Below are 18,542 nucleotides of genomic sequence, written 5' to 3'. Positions count from 1 at the left end.
TCCCGTAGGTTACAGCCTAAACGAGAGGGCAAGAAAGCAAAATCCGACCGGTCTTCGGGCCGGCACGGGCGCGGCACAGCGACTGCGGATACGCTGCCGAATATGGTGCGATTCGACCGGCTGCGCGAGTTCGTGGACCGGTTGCATCCCTCGGGGCTGCTCTACTCGACCTACGAGCACCGGCTGGTCGCCGAACTCGACCGCAACCGGTTGCCGCAGCATGTCGCCGTGCTCGCCGACGGCAACCGGCGCTGGGCCAGGGCCAATGCGCCCGGCGAGTCGCTGGTCGCCGGCTATCGGGCCGGGGCCGACAAACTGATGCAGTTCGTCGACTGGTGCGACGAGATCGGGATCCCGCTGGTCACGCTCTGGGTGCTGTCCACCGACAACTTCTCCCGCAACAGCACCGAGCAACTGCGGCCGCTGCTCGAGGTGATCGAGCAGATGGTGGCCGACATGGCCGCGACCCGGCGCTGGCGGGTGCACCTGGTCGGTGCACTGGACCTGCTGCCGGCCGAGTCGGCGCAACGGATGAAGGCGTCCGCCCGGACCACCGACGACGTCTCCGGCCTGCTGGTCAACGTCGCGGTGTCGTACGGGGGCCGGCACGAGCTCCGCGACGCCGTCCGGTCGCTGCTGGCCGAGCACGCCCGGGCCGGCACGCCGATCGAGGAACTGGCCGAGACGCTGGAGATCGAGCACATCGCCGAGCATCTCTACACTCGCGGCCAGCCGGACCCGGACCTGATCATCCGGACCTCCGGCGAACAGCGGCTGTCCGGCTTCCTGATGTGGCAGTCGGCGCACAGCGAGTTCTACTTCTGCGAGGCCCTCTGGCCCGACTTCCGCAAGGTGGACTTCATCCGGGCCCTGCGCTCGTACGGGCAGCGCGAGCGACGCTTCGGCCGGTAGGCGACGGATAGTTCCCGCAGCCGGATGGTGATCGTGTTACGCCGAGGTGAACACGTCTCACCGATCGCGCCGGAAGCGGCGTGGCTCTAGAGAGTCGTGGTGTCGGCGACGTACATTTCTGAGTGCGGGACATGTGCCTGTGGCCCGTACGGGAGGCGAGCGATGCGCCGTTCGGCAGACCGACAACCCGGGTCGTTCATCGCGGCCAGGAGAGCCGCGGGATCGGATCCGGGAGTCGATCACTTCCGGCCAACCACCTAGCCAGTGGGGCCGGAGCGGTGATCGTGTTCGGCCCCCGAGGAGAGCGATCGTGTCAGTCAACGACTCACACCAGCAGCTGGCCACCGATCAAGGAGGCTCTGAGGGCACCCGCCGTACTTTCGTCATCGATACCTCCGTCCTGCTCAGCGATCCCCAGGCCATGCGCCGGTTCGCCGAGCACGACGTCGTCCTACCCGTGGTGGTGATCACCGAACTCGAGGCGAAACGTCAGCACGCCGAACTCGGCTATTTCGCTCGCGCCGCCCTGCGGTATCTGGACGACCTGCGGATCAAGTACGGCCAGCTGGACCGACCGGTGCCGGCCAATGATCACGGCGGCACGATCCATGTCGAACTGAACCACACGGATCCCGACGTGCTGCCGGCCGGCTTCCGGCTCGGCGACAACGACTCGCGGATCCTCGCGGTCGCGCTCAACCTGTCCGCTGAGGGGCATCGCGTCACGCTGATCTCCAAGGACCTGCCGATGCGGATCAAGGCGTCCGCGGTCGGCCTGCCCGCCGAGGAGTACGAGGCGGAGCTGGCCGTCGAGTCCGGCTGGACCGGGATGGCCGAGGTCGAGGTCGACGGCGCGGTCGTCGACCGGCTGTATGCCGAGGGCACGGTCGACTGCGACGAGGTCCGCGAACTGCCCTGCCACACCGGCGTGGTGCTGGTCGGCGGCTCCGGTACGGCGCTGGGCCGGGTCACCCCGGGCAAGCAGCTGACCTTGATCAAACCGGACCTGGAGGCGTTCGGCATCCGCGGCCGGTCGGCCGAGCAGCGGGTCGCGCTCGATCTGCTGCTGGATCCGGAGATCGGCATCGTCTCGCTCGGCGGCCGGGCCGGCACCGGCAAGTCCGCGCTGGCGCTGTGCGCCGGGCTGGAGGCCGCGCTGGAGCGCAACCAGCACTCCAAGGTGGTCGTGTTCCGGCCGCTGTACGCGGTCGGCGGCCAGGATCTCGGCTACCTGCCCGGGACCGAGGGGGAGAAGATGGCGCCCTGGGCCCAGGCCACGTTCGACACGCTGGGTGCGCTCACCTCGCGGAACGTGATCGAGGAGGTGCTGGCCCGGAACCTGCTCGAGGTGCTGCCGCTGACCCACATCCGGGGCCGGTCGCTGCACGACGCGTTCGTGATCGTCGACGAGGCGCAGTCGCTGGAGCGCAACGTGCTGCTCACGGTGCTGAGCCGGATCGGGCAGAACTCCAAGGTGGTGCTGACCCACGACGTCGCGCAGCGGGACAACCTGCGGGTGGGCCGGCACGACGGGGTGGTCGCGGTGGTCGAGAAGCTCAAGGGCCATCCGCTGTTCGCGCACGTCACGCTGCACCGCTCCGAACGTTCTCCGATCGCCGCTCTGGTGACCGAGATGCTTGAGGACGTTCAGCTTTGATCGAGGAATGATCATTCGACCTCGCCCCCTCGACGCAGGATCGCCGGGATCTCCGTACCCGTAGCGAAAATCCTCGTCGAGGGGGGCGAGTTCTTGATCAAGGTCGGGGTGCCCGAGTTGGGTCGTTGATCATGGTTGTGATAAGGCCGCGGACAGATTCCTGAGAAACTTTGATAACGAATTGGTAACGGGGGCGAGACCTCCTTGCTGCCCTGTGTGCGTACCGATAGCTTCGTCCCCGAAGGCTCGCCAGTGGGTTCAAATGCCTGGGGGGGCGGCGGCAAAACTGTGGGCCTTCAAAATCACTGTCTTGGGGGAACTGGCGGAGCCATGTCCTCGCGACTTGCTCCCGTTCCTGAGACAGATCCGTTTGGGGCTCCCGCATGCTGGGCGCTCCTGGTCAACAGGTAGGGAGAAGTATGTCGCGAAATTGGCGCGGTAAAACGCGTCTCGCTGCTGCTGCCGTAGCGGTTGGGGCGGTCTTGACCGCTTGGACCGCTGCACCCGCAGTGGCACTGCCAACGGACACGTCAGAAGCTGAAGGGCGTGTTCTCAGCGGTGGCGGCTCCATCAATCTCAACGACATCGCCGAGCTCGAGGCCGCGTACAGCGGCTACCCGAGCGCTCCCGGTGCCGTCCAGAACCCCCTGGATGCGACGGTACTGAAGAGCCTCAACCTCGATCTGGGCAATGGCATTCAGCTCGGAAGTGCGAGCGACGTGCTGGGCGCTGGGATCCTGGGGCAGTACGCCTCCACCCGTGAGGACGGCGCTCCGTTCGCCTCCGCTGGTGCGATCAACGACGACGGCTCCATCGCTGTCGCGCCGAACAACGACGAGGCTCCGGCCGGCGACGAGAACGCGTACGTCGACCTGTCCGGGACCCTCGACGATGCCGGCGTCGCCGAGCTGATCTCGAAGCTGCGTGTCGAACTGGGCGCACTGTCCGCTTCGGCGACGTACGACGAGAACGGCGAGATCTCCAGCGATTACCAGGTTGCCGACGGCAAGCTGTGGATCGAGAGCCCGGCTGTTGCGGAGATCGCAGCCAAGCTGTCCGAGACGGCCGATCAGCTGTCTGATCCGGTCAACAACCTGTCCGACACGGTGACGCCGATCGTCGAGCAGGCGCTGGCTGCGGTCAGCGGTCTCGGTGTCGCGAACGTTGAGGTCACGGTCGACCTGGAGGTCGACCTGAAGGCCGCTCTGGAGTCTGCGCTCGAAGAGGCCATCACCGACGAGAACAGCGCGGTGGGCATTGACCTCTCCGAGGGCGCACTGACGATCGACCTGGCCAAGCTGGTCAAGGATTCGAAGCCGGGCGACAAGTTCTACGGAACGCTGAACGGCCTCGATCCGAACACCGAGATCGTCGATCCGCAGCTGATCCAGGCTGCGCTCGACGGGGCCATCGGCACCCTGCTCGACCAGATCCCGGCCGCGGCCGCTGAGGCGATCGCGGACACGCTGAACAGCACCGAGATCAAGATCGAGATCAAGGGTGAGGCCACCCTGCCGGTTCCGGTTCCTGGTGTCGGCGGCGCCTTCACGGCGACGCTCGAGGGCACCCTGGGCCAGCTGGTCGGGACGCAGGAGCCCGCGATCGAGTTCGTGGTCGAGGGTGACGGGATCACCGGTACGGTTCTGGGTCTGCTGGAGCCCGTGCTCAACGAGACGATCCTGCCGGCCGTTCAGGATGCGGTGAAGCTGGTCTACGACCGGCTGACCGATCCTGAGGTGGGTGGCGCACTCGACACGGTCTTCCGGCCGCTGGTCGAGGCGATCAAGGAAGCGATCACGCCGGTGTTCGACGCTGTTGCGGAGAACCTGCTGTCGATCGTCGTCAACGTTCAGGAAGATCCGGGCGAGTTCACTCACCCGGGTGCGACCGGCGAAGAGGGCTCTGCCCAGCTGAAGCCGGCCGCTGTCACGGAGGGTTCCTTCACCCAGCGCGCGATCAAGATCACTGCGCTGCCGGGCGAAGAGCCGCTGGCAACGGTGAGCCTGGCCTCGGCCACGGTTCGCCAGGCTGACGCCACCGGCGAGGTCGACGCTTCGGCTGACGACGACGCTGCTGCTGACCCGGACGCTTCGGCTGACGACGATGCCGCTGCTGATGATGACGCTGCTGCTGATGATGACGCTGCTGCTGATGACGATGCTGCTGCTGATGATGACGCTGCTGCTGACGACGATGCCGCTGCTGATGATGACGCTGCTGCTGACGACGATGCCGCTGCTGATGATGACGCTGCTGCTGACGACGATGCCGCTGCTGATGATGATGCCGCTGCTGACGACGATGCCGCTGCTGATGATGATGCCGCTGCTGACGACGATGCCGCTGCTGATGATGACGCCGCTGCCGACGACGACGCTGCCGCTGATTACGCGGCCGCTGCCGACGGCAACGGTGGCGATGGAGAGCTGCCGAACACCGGTTCCAACCTGTCGCTCGGCCTGCTGGCCGGCGCTGGTGCCCTGGTGCTCGCCGGTGCGTCGACCGTTGTGGTCGGCCGGATCCGTCGCAATGGGTCCGCCCTGTGAGGTATGACCTCCACATGATCATCTCCGGATGATCAACAGATTCGGCCCCTCGCACCTCGTGCGAGGGGCCGAATCCTTGCTCATGATCGCCGGTCCCCACTGGTGCCGGCACCGCGCGGGGAGTAGAACACAACAATGACCGACCGGCCCACAGCCGCCAAGCGTCCCGTTCTCCGGCGAGTGACGCTGATCGTGCTGGCGGCGTTCACCGCCTGGCACATCTTCGCGACCTTCCTCTGGATCGCCCCCGCCTCCGGGCTGCGGCAGATCCTTCCCGGCGACCTGCTCCGCAGCTACATGGTTCCGCTGTTCGGACAGAGCTGGAGCGTCTTCGCCCCCGAGCCGATCAACGGCGACTACCGGTTGCGGGTTCGCGCCGTCGTGGTCCAGGACGGCGAGGAGAAGACCAGCAAGTGGATCGACGCCACCAAAGCCGAACTGGCGATGTCCACCCACCACCTCTTTCCGCCGCGGGCCGCGATCCTCGCGACCGAGCTGGCCTCGCGCTACAAGGGCGCGTACGACGATCTGGGCAACGGTCATCACCGGATCGTCGCGCTCAGCTACTACAAGGGCGCCGACTGGTCGGACCGGCTGCGCGGCGACCTGATCAAGCAGGGCAAGGATCCGGACCTGGACGACTATCTCGAGGTGGAGCGCCGGGCGACCGCGTACGCCACCCAGGTCGCCTATGCGGTCTGGCCGGGCGAAGTGGTCCGGGTCCAGTACGAGGTCAGCCGGCAGAACGTGATCCCGTTCGACCGGCGTAACGATCCGAACGCGAAACGGCCCAAACCCAAGATCGTCAAGACCGGTTGGCGCGGTCCACTCGAGGAGCCCGGCCAGTCCAGGAGCGCATTCACCGAGACGTTCCGCAAGGCGCTGAGGGAGTCCGGGCAATGAATCTGGCAGGGACTCTCGGCCGGTGTGTCCGGTTCGTCGAGAATGTGATCATCGGGCTGGTGCGGGTGTTGCGCCGGCTGGCCAACCGGGGTGGCGGGTTCGTCGAGCACTGGCTCACCGACGCCAAGCGCGCGCGGTACGGGATCGCCGTCACCCGGATGCTGCTCGGCGCCACCGGCATCGGGCTGCTGCTGACCAACCTCACCACCTTCCGTTACACGTTCGGCAGCGGTGTCGCCTGGTCCGGCGAGACCGCGGAGCCGTCCAGCCTGCTGCCGCACGTCTGGCTGTTCAGCCTGTTCCACCGGATCCAGCTCAACGACGCTGCGTTCACCGCCGGCTACGTGATCTTGCTCCTGCTGGCCGTCGCGGTGCTGCTCGGCTGGCGGACCCGGCTCACCCTGCCGGTCTTCTTCATCGGCTGGGTCAGCTTCATCGAGTTGAACGATGCGGCCAGCGACCAGGGCGACAACATGTACCGGATCGCGTTGCTCTCGTTGATCTTCGCCGACTCCGCCAGCCGCTGGTCGCTGGACTCGCGGCGCCGGGCCCGGGTCACCGTGGACCCGGCCAAGAACTTCGTGGTGCGGGTCTGGCAGGGGGAGCGGCTGCTGCCGGAGTGGCTGACCAACATCAGCCACAATCTGGTGCTGGTCTCGATGACCCTGCACGTCTGCATGGTGTACGCGTCCGGAGCGCTCTACAAGGCCGGCGGAAAGCCGTGGCAGGAGGGCTACGCGATCTACAACCCGCTGCACGTCGAGCGCTTCGGGCCCTGGCCCGAGTTGAGCGATCTGCTCACCACCTGGGCGCCGGCGGTGACAGTAATCTCGTGGAGTTCGATCATCATCCAGATGTGCTTCCCGATGATGCTGCTGAACCGGATCAGCCGGGTGATCGGCCTGATCGGGATCCTCAGCTTCCACATCGGGATCGCCGTCCTGATGGGCCTGCCGTGGTTCTCGCTGGCCATGATCGCGATCGATTCGATCTTCATCCGGGACGTCAGCTGGCGCCGGATGGCGGCGTTCGTGAAGCGGGCCTGGCGAAGATCAGAAGTCCGCCGGCCCGCTCCGGAGGAGGAGCCGATCGGCGTGGTGATCGACCAGCCGCGAGAGCTCGCCGACGCGGGCCTGACCAGGAGGCTGGAGCACCAGACGCAGCCCGGGGGCGGTTGATCCCGCTGAGTTCGGTAGCAATCATCGGCGCGGGCCCGAACGGCCTGGCCGCGGCCGTCACGCTCGCTCGCGCCGGCCTGGACGTCACCGTGTACGAGGCCGCCGACCGGCCCGGCGGCGGCACCCGGACCGCGGAGTTGATCGAGCCCGGAAGCTGGCACGACGTCTGTTCGGCGGTCCATCCCGGTGCCCTGGCGTCGCCGTTCTTCCGCAGGTTCGGGCTGGCCGAGCGGGTCGACTTCGTCACCCCGGAGATCGCGTACGGTCAGCCGCGGGCCGGCCGCGCGGCCGTGCTGGCGTACTCGGATCTCGCGACGACCGTGGACCGGCTCGGCCGGGACGGAGCCGGCTGGCGCCGGGTGTTCCGGCCGCTGACCGACCGGTTCGCCGCGATCACCGAGCTCACCTCCGATCACCCGCTGCTGGCGCCGCGCCGTCCGGGCGCCGCGATCACGTTCGGCCTGCGCGCGGCCGGCCAGTGGCAGCCGGTGCGGGCGGCGCGGCTGCTCGGCGGCGACGCGGCCGACCTCTTCTCCGGGGTGGCCGGGCATGCCAGCCAGCCGCTGTCGGCGCTGAGCACCACGCTCACCGGCCTGACCCTGGCGACCTATGCCCACACCGTCGGCTGGCCGATCCCGGTCGGCGGCTCGTACAAGATCACCGAGGCGCTCGTTCGTGATCTTGAGGGGCACGGCGGGAAGGTGATCACCGGGCAGCGAGTCCGGTCGGTCAGCGAGCTGCCGCCGGTGGACGCGATGATCTTCGACACCTCGGTCTGGGACCTGATCACCATCGCCGGATCCCTGCTGCCGGGTTCCTACCGTCGGCGGGCGGCGCGGTTCCGCCCCGGTCCGGCGGTCGGCAAGGTGGACTTCCTGCTCTCCGAACCGGTCCCGTGGCGCGATCCCGAACTGGGGCGCGCGTCGACGGTCCACCTGTCCGGCACCGCCGGAGAACTGGCCACCGCCGAGCTCGCCGTACACCGGGGACGGATCCCCGAGCACCCGATGGTGCTGGCCAGCGAACCGACCCGATTCGATCATGGTCGGGCACCGGCCGGACGCCATGTCCTGTGGGCGTACGCGCACCTGCCGAACGGCTGCACCGTCGACCCGACCCCGATCGTGACCGCCGAGTTGGAGCGTCACGCGCCCGGCTTCACCGAAACGATCATCGCCTCGACCGCCCGAACCGCCGCCGACGCCGAACGGGAGAACCCGAACTATCTCGGCGGCGACATCTACGCCGGCGCGCTGACCACGGCCCAGACGCTGGCCCGGCCGATGCTCACCGCCAACCCGTGGCGGATCGGCCGGACCGACTGCTACCTGTGCTCGTCGGCGACCGCGCCGGGCCCCGGCGTGCACGGCATGGGCGGCTACCGGGCCGCCCTGGCCGCCCTGCGCGGAACCTTCGGCCACCGCGCCGACGTCGATCTCGCGCCCTGACCCTGTCGAAGGGCCAAGCCCGATGATCTTGCTCGCGGGACCTCAGCCCGCGGCCAGCCGCTGCTCCTCCTCGGCCTTCATCCGCTCCTGCCGCCGCACCCGCTCCGGTACGACCGACTCCCGCGGACCCGTCGCGCGGAACGAGTAGGAGTCGACGCCGAGCCCGCGCAGCACCGCGCGCTCGAGCAGCGAGAAGTCGGCCGGGTCCTCGCGATCGAACCGCATCGGCTCGGTCAGGTGGACCGGCGGATTGGTGATGTAGCGGGGCAGCCGGAGCACGTTCTGCGCCTTGGCGTGCAGGACGTACGGGTGCAACAGGAAGACGTCGCCCACCTTGCCGGTGGCCTCGACGAACTCCGTGCACTGGCCGACCAGGTCCTTGATCGGGAACTCGGTCGGCAGCACGCCCTCCGGATGGTCGGCGAGGTAGCGCGCCACCGGCCCGACCGAATCGGCGGCCACGAACGTGGCGCCGCCCTGGTGCCGTACCTCGGACCAGAGCACCAGCGTCAGCAGGCCCTGCTCGGGCGAGTCGAGGAAGTGCCGGAAGAAGTCGCCGTCCTTGTGCCAGCCGCCGACCTCGGCCGACGCGTCGACCCACGGCCGATCCGCGCCCTCGCCGAGATTGACGATGAACGCGTCACTCCACCGGTACGGCTTCGCGATCCGCTCCTCGCCCACCAGATCGCAGACCGCGTCCCAGGCCTTCGGCGCGAAGTCCCGGACATCGAACCGCCGATGGCTCGGCATGTGGATCGACGGCTGCGCCCAGGTCGCCTTGTCGTCGGGGTCGTAGCCGAGCCTGGTCCAGATCGACCCGGTCAGCTCAGCGGCCGCCTCCTCGCTGAAGCAGTCGTTGATCACGACGTAACCATGATCAAGAAAGTGTTCCACCTGCTCGTCAGTGAGTACTCGGTATTCACCCATGACACGACGCTAAGCGACTCCGCCCCGCCCGTACCCGAGATTCCCGCCCACCGGAACCCTCCCCAAAATCCCGCCGACCAGTCACCAAAGCAGCGGTTTTGGCGGCGTGTCGCTGCAGAAGTGACCGGTCGATCTGAGGGCGGAGGTCTGGATGGGCGGTTTGGATCGGCATCCGGCGCGCGATGCGCCGGCCTGCCCGCGGCTGCCCGACGCGGTACGGGCAGGACCCTCCGGCCTATCCTCGGGACCACTCGACTGATCCGCCCTCCGCGCGGAGCGTTGGCGCGGCTTGCGCCGATGCCGGCTGACACGGTTGATCTTGATGACCAGCGGCCGCCGCGACCGTGGGCCGATGTCGCGATTCCTCTTCCCACCGGATGGTTCATCGTTGAAATCGGTCCCAGCGCTCCATCAGCAGTGAAATCGCGACAGGCCCGCAGTCGAGGCATCGCGGGAATCAACCCAGACCCGGGGGTCTCGGCCGGAAAGCGGCTGCGGAGGGTGATCGGCGACCGGACCCGTTTCGCACGCTGATCGGCCTGCCGGCGGGCCCCAGGCTCTGCACCCAGCCGATCGGCCGGCGGGCCCCTGGTTCTGCACCCAGCCGATCGGCCGGCGGGCCCCGGTTCTGCACCCAGCCGATCGGCGAACGCGCCTCGGCCGACCTACCGCCTTTCAGCGCCGCCGACCGGTCACAAACGCAGCGACACGCCGCAAAAACAGCTGCTTTGGTGACTGGTCGGCGGGGTTAGCGGCCGGTGCCGGCGTAGACGGTGGCCTCCTGGTCGGCGTCGAGGCCGAAGGCGGTGTGGGCGGCTCGGACGGCTCGGGGAACGTCTTGGTCGTCGATCACGACCGAGATCCGGATGCCGGAGGTGGAGATCATCTCGAGGTTGATCCCGGCTTCGGCGAGGGCGGCGAAGAACGTCGCGGAGACGCCCGGGTGGGAGCGCATGCCGGCGCCGACGATGGAGACCTTGCCGATCTGGTCGTCGTACAGCAGGTCGGCGAAGTCGACCTCCTGCTGGATTCCGGTGAGGGCCTCGACGGCGGCGCGGCTGTCGGTCTTGGGCAGGGTGAAGGAGATGTCGGTGCGTTCGGTGGCGACGGCGGAGACGTTCTGCACGATCATGTCGATGCTGACGTCGATCGAGGAGATCTCCTGGAAGATCCGGGCCGCCTCGCCGACCCGGTCCGGTACGCCGACGATGGTGATCTTGGCCTCGCCGACGTCGTGCGCCACCCCGGCGATCACCGGCCGCTCGGTGCCGTCGTCCCGGAGATCGGTCACCCAGGTGCCTTCCCTGGTGGTGAACGCGGAGCGGACATGGACCGGGATCCGTTCCCGGCGGGCGTACTCGACGCACCGCAGGTGCAGGATCTTGGAGCCGCACGCCGCGAGCTCCAACATCTCCTCGTAGCTGATCTCGGTCAGGTGCCGCGCCTTCGGCACGATCCGCGGGTCGGCGGTGAAGACGCCGTCGACGTCGCTGTAGATCTCGCAGTGATCGGCCGCGAGCGAGGCGGCGAGCGCGACCGCCGTCGTGTCCGAGCCGCCGCGGCCGATCGTGGTGACGTCCCTGGTGTCCTGGCTGACGCCCTGGAAGCCGGCCACGATCACGACGTCACCTTCCTCGAGGGCCGACACGATCCGGCCGGGCGTGATGTCGATGATCCGCGCGTTGCCGTGGTTCGCAGTGGTGATCACGCCGGCCTGCGAGCCGGTGAACGACCGGGCGGTCATGCCGAGATCGGCGATCGCCATTGCCAGCAGTGCTGCGCTCATCCGCTCGCCCGCGGTCAGCAGCATGTCGAGTTCGCGCGGCGCGGGCCGCGGCGAGACCCGCAGGGCCAGATCCATCAGTTCGTCGGTGGTGTCGCCCATGGCCGAGATCACCACCACCACGTCATGCCCGGCCTGCCGGGTCGCGACGATCCGCTTGGCGACCCGCTTGATGCTGTCGGCATCGGCAACGGACGAACCACCGAACTTTTGCACGATGCGCGACACGCAGGAACTCCTTCTGTCTGAATCCTGGAGACTGGGACGCTACAGGAAATTCTTTTGTTGCCCGCTGTGAATTATCGGTCATGAGAAGGGAGCGAAGTCGAGCGGCCGTGCGCGCACCTCGGTAAGGCCGCGTTCGACGGCGCCGATCAGCACCCCTGCGTCGCCGAGCGGGGAGGCGAGCAGGTCGGGAGCGGGCGCCGGCGACAGGTCGCGCAGCGTTGCGGCGGCACGGTCGATCACCGGCTGTACGGAGGCGGCCAGCGCCCCGGTGATGATCACCCGCTCCAGGTCGAGCAGGCTGCCCAGCACCAGGACAACGCGGGCCAGCCGGTCGCCGAGCCGGCGGGCTAGCCCGAGCGCGGCCCGGTCCCCGGCGGCGGCCGCGGCGAAGACGTCGTCGGCGGTGACCGTCTGCGCGGTACGGCGAGCGAGCGGGGAACCGGCCGGAACCCTGCCCGCGGCGAGCAGCTTGGCCGCGCCGTCCCGGGCGAGTGTCGCCAGCCCGGCCACCGAGCCGACGCCGGTCACCAGGTCGAGCAGCCGGAGTTCGCCGGCACCGCCGCCGCGGCCCCGGATCAACCGGTCGTCGACGATCAGCCCGGCCCCGAAGGCCTCGCCGCAGACCAGGGCCGCGAACGAGGCGCTGTCCTGGCCGGCGCCCCGGGCCCGCTCGGCCAGCGCCGCCAGGTTGGCGTCGTTGTCCACCACGACCCGGCCGTACCCGTCGAGCCGGCCGGTCAGGCCGGGATTCATTCTGGCCCAGAACTCATGGCCGGCCGGAGAATCGCCGGCCTCGTCGACCGGGGCCGGCACGCCGAGTACGGTGACGAAGACCGTGCCGGGCGTGGTGCCTGACCGCGCGAGTGCGGCATCGACGGCCGCCCGTACCGCCGTGCCGCGCCGGCGCGGAGAGGTCTCCGGGCCGACGGCCCGCTCCGCCCGGGACAGTTCGGCACCGGTGAGATCGGCCACGGTGGCGACGATGCGGTGCAGACCGGCGTCGACGGCGACCAGGTGTCCGTGCCGCGGCCGGAGGCGATAGCGCCGGGCCGGCCGGCCCTTGCGGTACTCGCCCGCGGCACGCGCGTCGTCCAGTTCGGCGAGCCAGCCTCCGGCAGCCAACCGGTCGCAGATCTGCAGCGCGGTGGACCGGGTCAGCCCGGTGGCCGCCATGACGTCGGCCGCGGTGAACGGGCCCGAGGTGAGGGCGTGGCGCACCACCAGGCCGGCATTCAGCTGTCGCAACAGCTGAGGCGACGTTGCCGCCGACGGGTTCGTCACGAGCGCCTCCTCCGCTTGTTGCGGGATGTAAATCTAGAATCTACATTTATTCGGTGACCGATTCCATGATCAACGCCCAGACCGACCACAGCTGGTGGCGGCAGGCCGTCGTGTACCAGATCTATCCACGCTCCTTCGCCGACGGGAACGGTGACGGCATCGGTGATCTTCGCGGTGTGATCAACCGGATCGATCACCTGCGGAAGCTCGGTGTCGACGCTGTCTGGCTCAGCCCGTTCTATCCGTCGGCGCTGGCCGACGGCGGGTACGACGTCGACGACTACCGCGACGTGGACCCGCTGCTCGGCACCCTGGCCGACTTCGACGAGTTGACCGCCCGGCTGCACGAGATCGGTCTGAAGATGATCATCGACCTGGTGCCCAACCACAGCTCCGATCGGCACGTCTGGTTCCGGGAGGCGTTGGCCGCGCCGAAGGGTTCGCCGGCCCGGGCGCGCTACATCTTCCGCGACGGCCTGGGCCCGGACGGCAGCGAGCCGCCGGCCGACTGGCCGTCGATCTTCGGCGGCCCGGCCTGGGAGCCGGTCGGCGATGGCCAGTGGTATCTGCACCTGTTCGCCAAGGAGCAGCCGGATCTGAACTGGGACAACCCCGAGGTCCGGGCGGACTTCCTGCACACGTTGCGGTTCTGGTCCGATCGCGGTGTGGACGGGTTCCGGGTGGACGTCGCGCACGGCCTGGCCAAGCGGCTGCCCGTCGAACTGCCGCCCTGGTCCGAGCTGCGTACCCGAACGGGCGCCGGGCAGCACCCGCTGTGGGACCGCGACGAGGTGCACGACATCTACGCCGAATGGCGCGCGGTGTTCAACGAGTACACGCCGCCGCGAACCGCGGTCGCCGAAGCCTGGGTGGACGCGGACCGGCGGCCGTCGTACGCGAGCGCGGAGGGACTCGGCCAGGCGTTCAACTTCGACCTGCTGCAGTCCGACTACGACGCTCCGTCCTTCCGCACCGTGATCACCGAGAACCTCGAGCTCGCCGCCCGGTCCGGCTCGTCGACGACCTGGGTGCTGTCCAACCACGACGTGGTTCGGCACCCGACCCGGTACGGACTTCCGCCGCTCGGCGCCAAAGACCCGGACTCGGTGATCGCCAAGCACGGCGCGGACTGGCTGCGCAGCGGCGGCACCGAACCGAAGCTGGACCGAGAGCTCGGCCTGCGCCGGGCCCGGGCTGCGACCTTGATCGAATTGGCCCTCCCGGGCAGCGCGTATCTCTACCAGGGTGAGGAACTGGGCCTGCACGAGGTGGCCGGGATCCCCGCCGACCAGCGGCAGGACCCGGCCTTCTTCCGCAGCGGCGGCGAGCAGATCGGCCGGGACGGGTGCCGGGTACCGCTGCCCTGGACCGCCACCGGGAGTTCGTACGGCTTCGGCAGCGGACCCGCCCATCTGCCGCAGCCTGACTGGTTCGCCGGGCTCGCGGTCGAGGTCCAGGACCGGGATCCGGACTCGACGCTGGCGCTCTACCGGGCCGCGCTCCGGTTGCGCCGCGAGCTGCAGGCCGAGGAGTCGCTGACCTGGCTGGACACCGGTCGGGAGGACGTGCTCGCCTTCCGCCGCCCGAACGGGTGGACCTGCGTCAGCAACTTCGGGTCGGAGCCCTACCCGCTTACCGCGGACGAGGTGCTGCTTTCCAGCTCTCCGCTCGACGGCGACGAACTCCCCGGCGCGACGACGATCTGGACCCGCCCGGCCTGACGTCGCCGCCGGCCGCCCCGCGGACCTGGTCCGGGGTGGCTGGGCTCGACCGCGGTCCGTCGTCACCCGTGAGTCCGGGTTCGGTTGGCTAGGTCTGGCTCAAGGGTCGCCTGCGGGTCGCTCGTGAATCCGTCCGGTCGGCTGGGTCCGAGCTCGGCCGTGGTTCGCGCCGATCGGGGCCGCTTCGGGCCTCCTGCGCCCGAGGGTGGTCTGCGCGCCGGTTGCTCGCGAGTCCGGTTCAGCCGGCTGGGTCTATGCCAGGCCGCGGCCGGCGCGCTTGCCAGTCCCAGGGCTCGACCAGGGTCTCGGCTTCGAGCCCGGTTCGGCTCGCAGATTCCCGGGCCTGACCGCGGCCCTGGCGAGTGCTTACCGGCTGCGTGACCGAAGTCCAGCCGACTTCGCGCAGGAAGGGCACTTCTCGGGTCCGGATAGGCGAAGTCGGCTGGATTTCGGTCACTCAGCCGATCAGGCGGGTGGTCAACGCAAGTATTTACGGCTGGGTACCCGCGATCAGGCTGCCCTGCGACCCGCGAGTCCGGTCCGGCCTGCAGGTTCCGGGCTCGACCTTCCCGCTGATCGCTCATGCCCGGCCCGGCCCGCAGGTCCCAGGCCCCGAACCTCTCGCCGACCGGTCACCACTGCAGCGACACGCCGCAAAAACCGCTGCTTTTGTGACCGGTCGGCGGATGTTCAGGGTTGCGGGGGGCGGGTCATGGAGAGGACGTCGAGGGCCTGGTCCAGCTGCTCCTCGGTGAGCTTGCCGTCGGCGACGTAGCCGGAGTCGATCACGACCTCGCGGATGGTGCGGCCCTCCTTCAGGGCCTGCTTGGCGACCGCGGCGGCGTTCTCGTACCCGATGTAGCGGTTCAGCGGCGTCACGATCGACGGCGACGACTCGGCCAGCGTGCGGCAGTGGTCCGCGTTCGCGACGATGCCGGAGACACAACGGTCGGCCAGCAACCGGCTCACGTTGGCCAGCAGCCGGATCGATTCCAGCACGTTGCGGGCGATCACCGGCAGCATCACGTTGAGCTCGAAGTTGCCGGCCGCGCCGGACACGGTCACCGCGGCGTCGTTGCCGATCACCTGCGCGCAGACCATCAGGGTCGCCTCGCAGAGCACCGGGTTGACCTTGCCCGGCATGATCGACGAACCCGGCTGCAGGTCCGGCAGCGCGATCTCGCCCAGCCCGGCCCTCGGTCCGGAGCCCATCCAGCGCAGGTCGTTGGCGATCTTGGTCAGGCCGACCGCGATCGTCTTCAGTGCGCCGGACAGCTCGACCAGACCGTCCCGGGCGCCCTGCGCCTCGAAATGATCACGGGCCTCGGTCAGTGGCAGTCCGGTCTGCTCGGCGATGATCGAGATCACCGACGGCGCGAAGCCGGCCGGCGTGTTGATCCCGGTGCCGACGGCAGTGCCGCCCAGCGGCAGCTCGGCCACCCGGGGCAGGGCCGCCTCGAGCCGCTCGACCCCGTAACGCACCTGCGCGGCATAGCCGCCGAACTCCTGGCCCAGTGTCACCGGCGTCGCGTCCATCAGGTGGGTACGGCCGCTCTTGACCACCTCGGCGAACTCACGTCCCTTGCCGGCCAGGGATTCCTCGAGGTGGCGCAGCGCCGGCGTCAGCGTGTTGATCACGCCGTCGGTGGCCGCGATGTGGATCGCGCTGGGGAACACGTCGTTGCTGGACTGGGACGCGTTCACATGATCATTCGGGTGTACGTCGACGTCGCCGCGACTGGCCAGCGAGGCGATCACCTCGTTGGTGTTCATGTTGCTCGACGTACCGGAACCGGTCTGGAACACGTCGATCGGGAACTCCCGATCATGCTTGCCCTCGGCGACCTCCGCGGCGGCCGCGATGATCGCGTCGGCCAGCGCGGCGTCGAGCACACCGAGCTTGGCGTTGGTCTGGGCGGCGGCGCCCTTGATCCGCGCCAGGGCAGCGATCAGGGCCGGTTCGATCGGCGTACCGGAGATCGGGAAGTTCTCCACCGCACGTTGGGTCTGGGCCCGCCACAGCGCCGCGGCCGGGACCTTCACCTCGCCCATCGTGTCGTGCTCGATCCGGAAGTCCTGTTCGCTGGAAGTCGTCGTCATGCAGACATTGTGGCGCAGCCGGTCCGGAACGGGTCGGGGGCCGGGCCGCACCCAGGTATATGCGAATCGCATACAATCTGGACCATGGCGACAGCAACGTTGGAAGAGGCCGTGAATCGCTGGCACGAGGCGGTGAACTCCCGCTCACCCGAGGCGGCCCGGGCTGCGGTGACCGATCCGGTGGTCGTGCTCGGCCCGAAGGGCGCCGGCCGGATCAGCGCCGACGACTTCGTCGACTGGATCGACCACTCGGGGATCGCGCTGACCGCCCGGTCCTGGCATCCGGTCGGCCACCGGTTCCTCGTCGTCGAGCAGGACGCCCGCTGGCCCGCGGACGAGGAGCCGACCCGGGTCGCCACCGTCTTCCGATGCACCGGGGGAAGGGTTTCCGCGGCGCTCCGGCTGCCCGACCTGCGGTCCGCCCTCGACCTGGCCCTGATCTGCGCCGAGCTGGACGAGACCCCGTGACCGACCGACCGGGCCCCGGTCAGACGATGTTCGAGTTCGTCCGCTACTGGGCCCGCCGGGGGACCGGTGACGGGGAACTGGCCCGGCGCGGCCGGGGCGTCCAGGTCACCGAGGCGGTCCGGGTGCTCGCGGACCGGCCGCCGGTCGGCGTCAACGAGGTCGCCGCCGAACTGGGTCTCGATCAGTCCGGCGCCTCCCGGATGATCAAGGACGCGACCGCCGCCGGCTACCTCGCGCCGGTCCGGTCGGCCGAGGACGGAAGGCGTCGCACGATCACGGTGACGGGCGCCGGCGAGGAACTGCTGGCGGCCGCGCACCGCTGGCAGGAGCAGGTCTTCGCCGAGCTGACCGAGGACTGGACCCCGCGCCAGCGGCAGGACCTGCGGCGGTCGCTGCGCCGGCTGCTCGACCGGGCCCGCCGGGCCGGTTCATGATGCTGCGTCGGTTTGTGATCATGGCGGACTATCGTGCGGGCATGGCCGAGGACCTGACCGAGCGGATGGAACGGCTGATGGGGCCGCTGCCGGGACCGGACCGGCGGGTCCCGTTGGACGTCGAAGTGGTGGACGAGGTCGACTGCGGCGGCTACCTGCGCCGGTTGATCAACTACTCGGCCGAACCGGGCGGCCGGACGCCGGCGTACCTGCTGTTGCCGAAGGCCACCCTGGGCGGCGGGCGGCCCGCGCCCGGCGTGCTGGCGCTGCACCCGACCGAGCACACGATCGGCCACCGCGTCGTGGTGGAGCCGGTCGGCGCCCGGAATCGCGACTACGGCCGCCGGCTGGCCGGGGCCGGGTTCGTGGTCCTGGCTCCCGCGTACCCACTGATGGCCGGCCACCAACCCGACCTCCCCGCCCTCGGGTACGTCAGCGGCACGATGAAGGCGATCTGGGACAACATCCGCGGCCTGGACCTGCTGGACCAGCTGCCCGAGGTGGCGGCCGGCGGCTACGGGGTGATGGGGCACTCCCTGGGCGGCCACAACGCGATCTTCACCGCTGTGTTCGAGCCGCGGCTCCGGGCCGTCGTCTCCAGCTGCGGCTTCGACTCGTTCGCCGACTACATGGGCGGCGATCTGGCCGGCTGGCGGCAGGACCGCTACCTGCCGCTGCTGGCGCCGGGTGCGCTGCCGCCGTTCGACTTCGACGAGCTGCTCGCCGCGCTGGCGCCGCGGGACGTGCTGATCAGTGCGCCGCTGGGCGACACCAACTTCGACTGGCGCAGCGCGGCCCGGATGGTCGACCGGGCCCGGCCGGCCTTCGCGGCGACGGGTGCGGCGGACCGGCTGACCGTGCTGCATCCCGACTGCGGCCACGACCTGCCCGATCCGGTGCTGGACCGGGCGATCGCCTTCCTGGGAGCGTTTGGGACGGCAAGCTCGCGTCTGTGA

14 protein-coding genes are annotated in these 18,542 nt (G+C 69.4%); 10 read left to right on the top strand and 4 right to left on the bottom strand.

Annotated elements, in window-relative coordinates:
• The first annotated feature begins 102 nt into the window (after positions 1-102).
• From BKA15_RS08350 to BKA15_RS08325, 6 genes are all read left to right on the top strand, one after another.
• Positions 103-912 carry an isoprenyl transferase gene (locus tag BKA15_RS08350; protein WP_179749758.1) on the top strand — a complete coding sequence of 270 codons (810 nt, stop codon included), beginning with the start codon at positions 103-105 and terminating at the stop codon, positions 910-912.
• A gap of 337 nt (positions 913-1,249) precedes the next feature.
• Positions 1,250-2,569: an RNA 5'-3' helicase PhoH2 gene (gene phoH2, locus BKA15_RS08345; protein WP_246322711.1), complete on the top strand. Its 1,320-nt coding sequence runs from the start codon at positions 1,250-1,252 to the stop codon at positions 2,567-2,569.
• A 509-nt stretch (positions 2,570-3,078) separates the two neighbouring features.
• Positions 3,079-5,115, top strand: coding sequence for a choice-of-anchor G family protein (locus BKA15_RS08340; protein ID WP_179749756.1), 2,037 nt, complete (start codon positions 3,079-3,081; stop codon positions 5,113-5,115).
• 135 nt (positions 5,116-5,250) lie between these two features.
• Entirely contained in the window at positions 5,251-6,018 is a 768-nt protein-coding gene (locus tag BKA15_RS08335; RefSeq protein ID WP_179749754.1) for a DUF5819 family protein, read from the top strand.
• On the top strand, positions 6,015-7,196 hold the full coding sequence (locus tag BKA15_RS08330; protein ID WP_179749752.1) for an HTTM domain-containing protein: 1,182 nt from the start codon (positions 6,015-6,017) through the stop codon (positions 7,194-7,196). Before BKA15_RS08335 ends, BKA15_RS08330 begins: the two co-directional genes overlap by 4 nt.
• Positions 7,193-8,644 carry a phytoene desaturase family protein gene (locus BKA15_RS08325; protein ID WP_218871129.1) on the top strand — a complete coding sequence of 484 codons (1,452 nt, stop codon included), beginning with the start codon at positions 7,193-7,195 and terminating at the stop codon, positions 8,642-8,644. The genes BKA15_RS08330 and BKA15_RS08325 overlap by 4 nt, the downstream gene beginning before the upstream one ends.
• Before the next feature lie 42 nt (positions 8,645-8,686).
• Here the strand turns inward: BKA15_RS08325 and BKA15_RS08320 are convergent, their stop codons facing one another.
• The 3 genes from BKA15_RS08320 to BKA15_RS08310 all read right to left on the bottom strand — a co-directional run bounded on the left by BKA15_RS08320 (position 8,687) and on the right by BKA15_RS08310 (position 12,863).
• Complete coding sequence (locus tag BKA15_RS08320; protein WP_179749750.1) at positions 8,687-9,571, bottom strand: phytanoyl-CoA dioxygenase family protein; 885 nt, start codon at positions 9,569-9,571, stop codon at positions 8,687-8,689.
• 748 nt (positions 9,572-10,319) lie between these two features.
• Positions 10,320-11,582: an aspartate kinase gene (locus BKA15_RS08315; RefSeq protein ID WP_179749747.1), complete on the bottom strand. Its 1,263-nt coding sequence runs from the start codon at positions 11,580-11,582 to the stop codon at positions 10,320-10,322.
• Positions 11,583-11,660: 78 nt separating this feature from the next.
• Positions 11,661-12,863, bottom strand: coding sequence for an ROK family transcriptional regulator (locus BKA15_RS08310; RefSeq protein WP_179749745.1), 1,203 nt, complete (start codon positions 12,861-12,863; stop codon positions 11,661-11,663).
• Between the two features lie 65 nt (positions 12,864-12,928).
• Here BKA15_RS08310 and BKA15_RS08305 point away from each other — a divergent pair, with 65 nt between their 5' ends.
• Positions 12,929-14,584, top strand: a complete 1,656-nt coding sequence (locus tag BKA15_RS08305) for a glycoside hydrolase family 13 protein (RefSeq protein WP_179758328.1) — start codon at positions 12,929-12,931, stop codon at positions 14,582-14,584.
• Between the two features lie 690 nt (positions 14,585-15,274).
• Here the strand turns inward: BKA15_RS08305 and BKA15_RS08300 are convergent.
• Positions 15,275-16,684: a class II fumarate hydratase gene (locus BKA15_RS08300; RefSeq protein ID WP_179749743.1), complete on the bottom strand. Its 1,410-nt coding sequence runs from the start codon at positions 16,682-16,684 to the stop codon at positions 15,275-15,277.
• An 84-nt stretch (positions 16,685-16,768) separates the two neighbouring features.
• Between BKA15_RS08300 and BKA15_RS08295 the strand changes: the two genes are divergently transcribed.
• From BKA15_RS08295 to BKA15_RS08285, 3 genes are read left to right on the top strand one after another with little or no spacing between them, the layout of a single operon-like run.
• Entirely contained in the window at positions 16,769-17,152 is a 384-nt protein-coding gene (locus BKA15_RS08295) for a nuclear transport factor 2 family protein (protein WP_179749741.1), read from the top strand.
• Positions 17,149-17,586, top strand: a complete 438-nt coding sequence (locus BKA15_RS08290; RefSeq protein WP_312878869.1) for a MarR family winged helix-turn-helix transcriptional regulator — start codon at positions 17,149-17,151, stop codon at positions 17,584-17,586. Before BKA15_RS08295 ends, BKA15_RS08290 begins: the two co-directional genes overlap by 4 nt.
• A gap of 41 nt (positions 17,587-17,627) precedes the next feature.
• Entirely contained in the window at positions 17,628-18,542 is a 915-nt protein-coding gene (locus tag BKA15_RS08285) for an alpha/beta hydrolase family protein (RefSeq protein WP_179749739.1), read from the top strand.

The sequence above is a fragment of the Microlunatus parietis genome (genome assembly GCF_013407955.1).
Lineage (GTDB): Bacteria > Actinomycetota > Actinomycetes > Propionibacteriales > Propionibacteriaceae > Microlunatus > Microlunatus parietis.
Note: the sequence above shows the minus strand (reverse complement) of the source record. Positions and strands in the feature narration are given on the sequence as shown.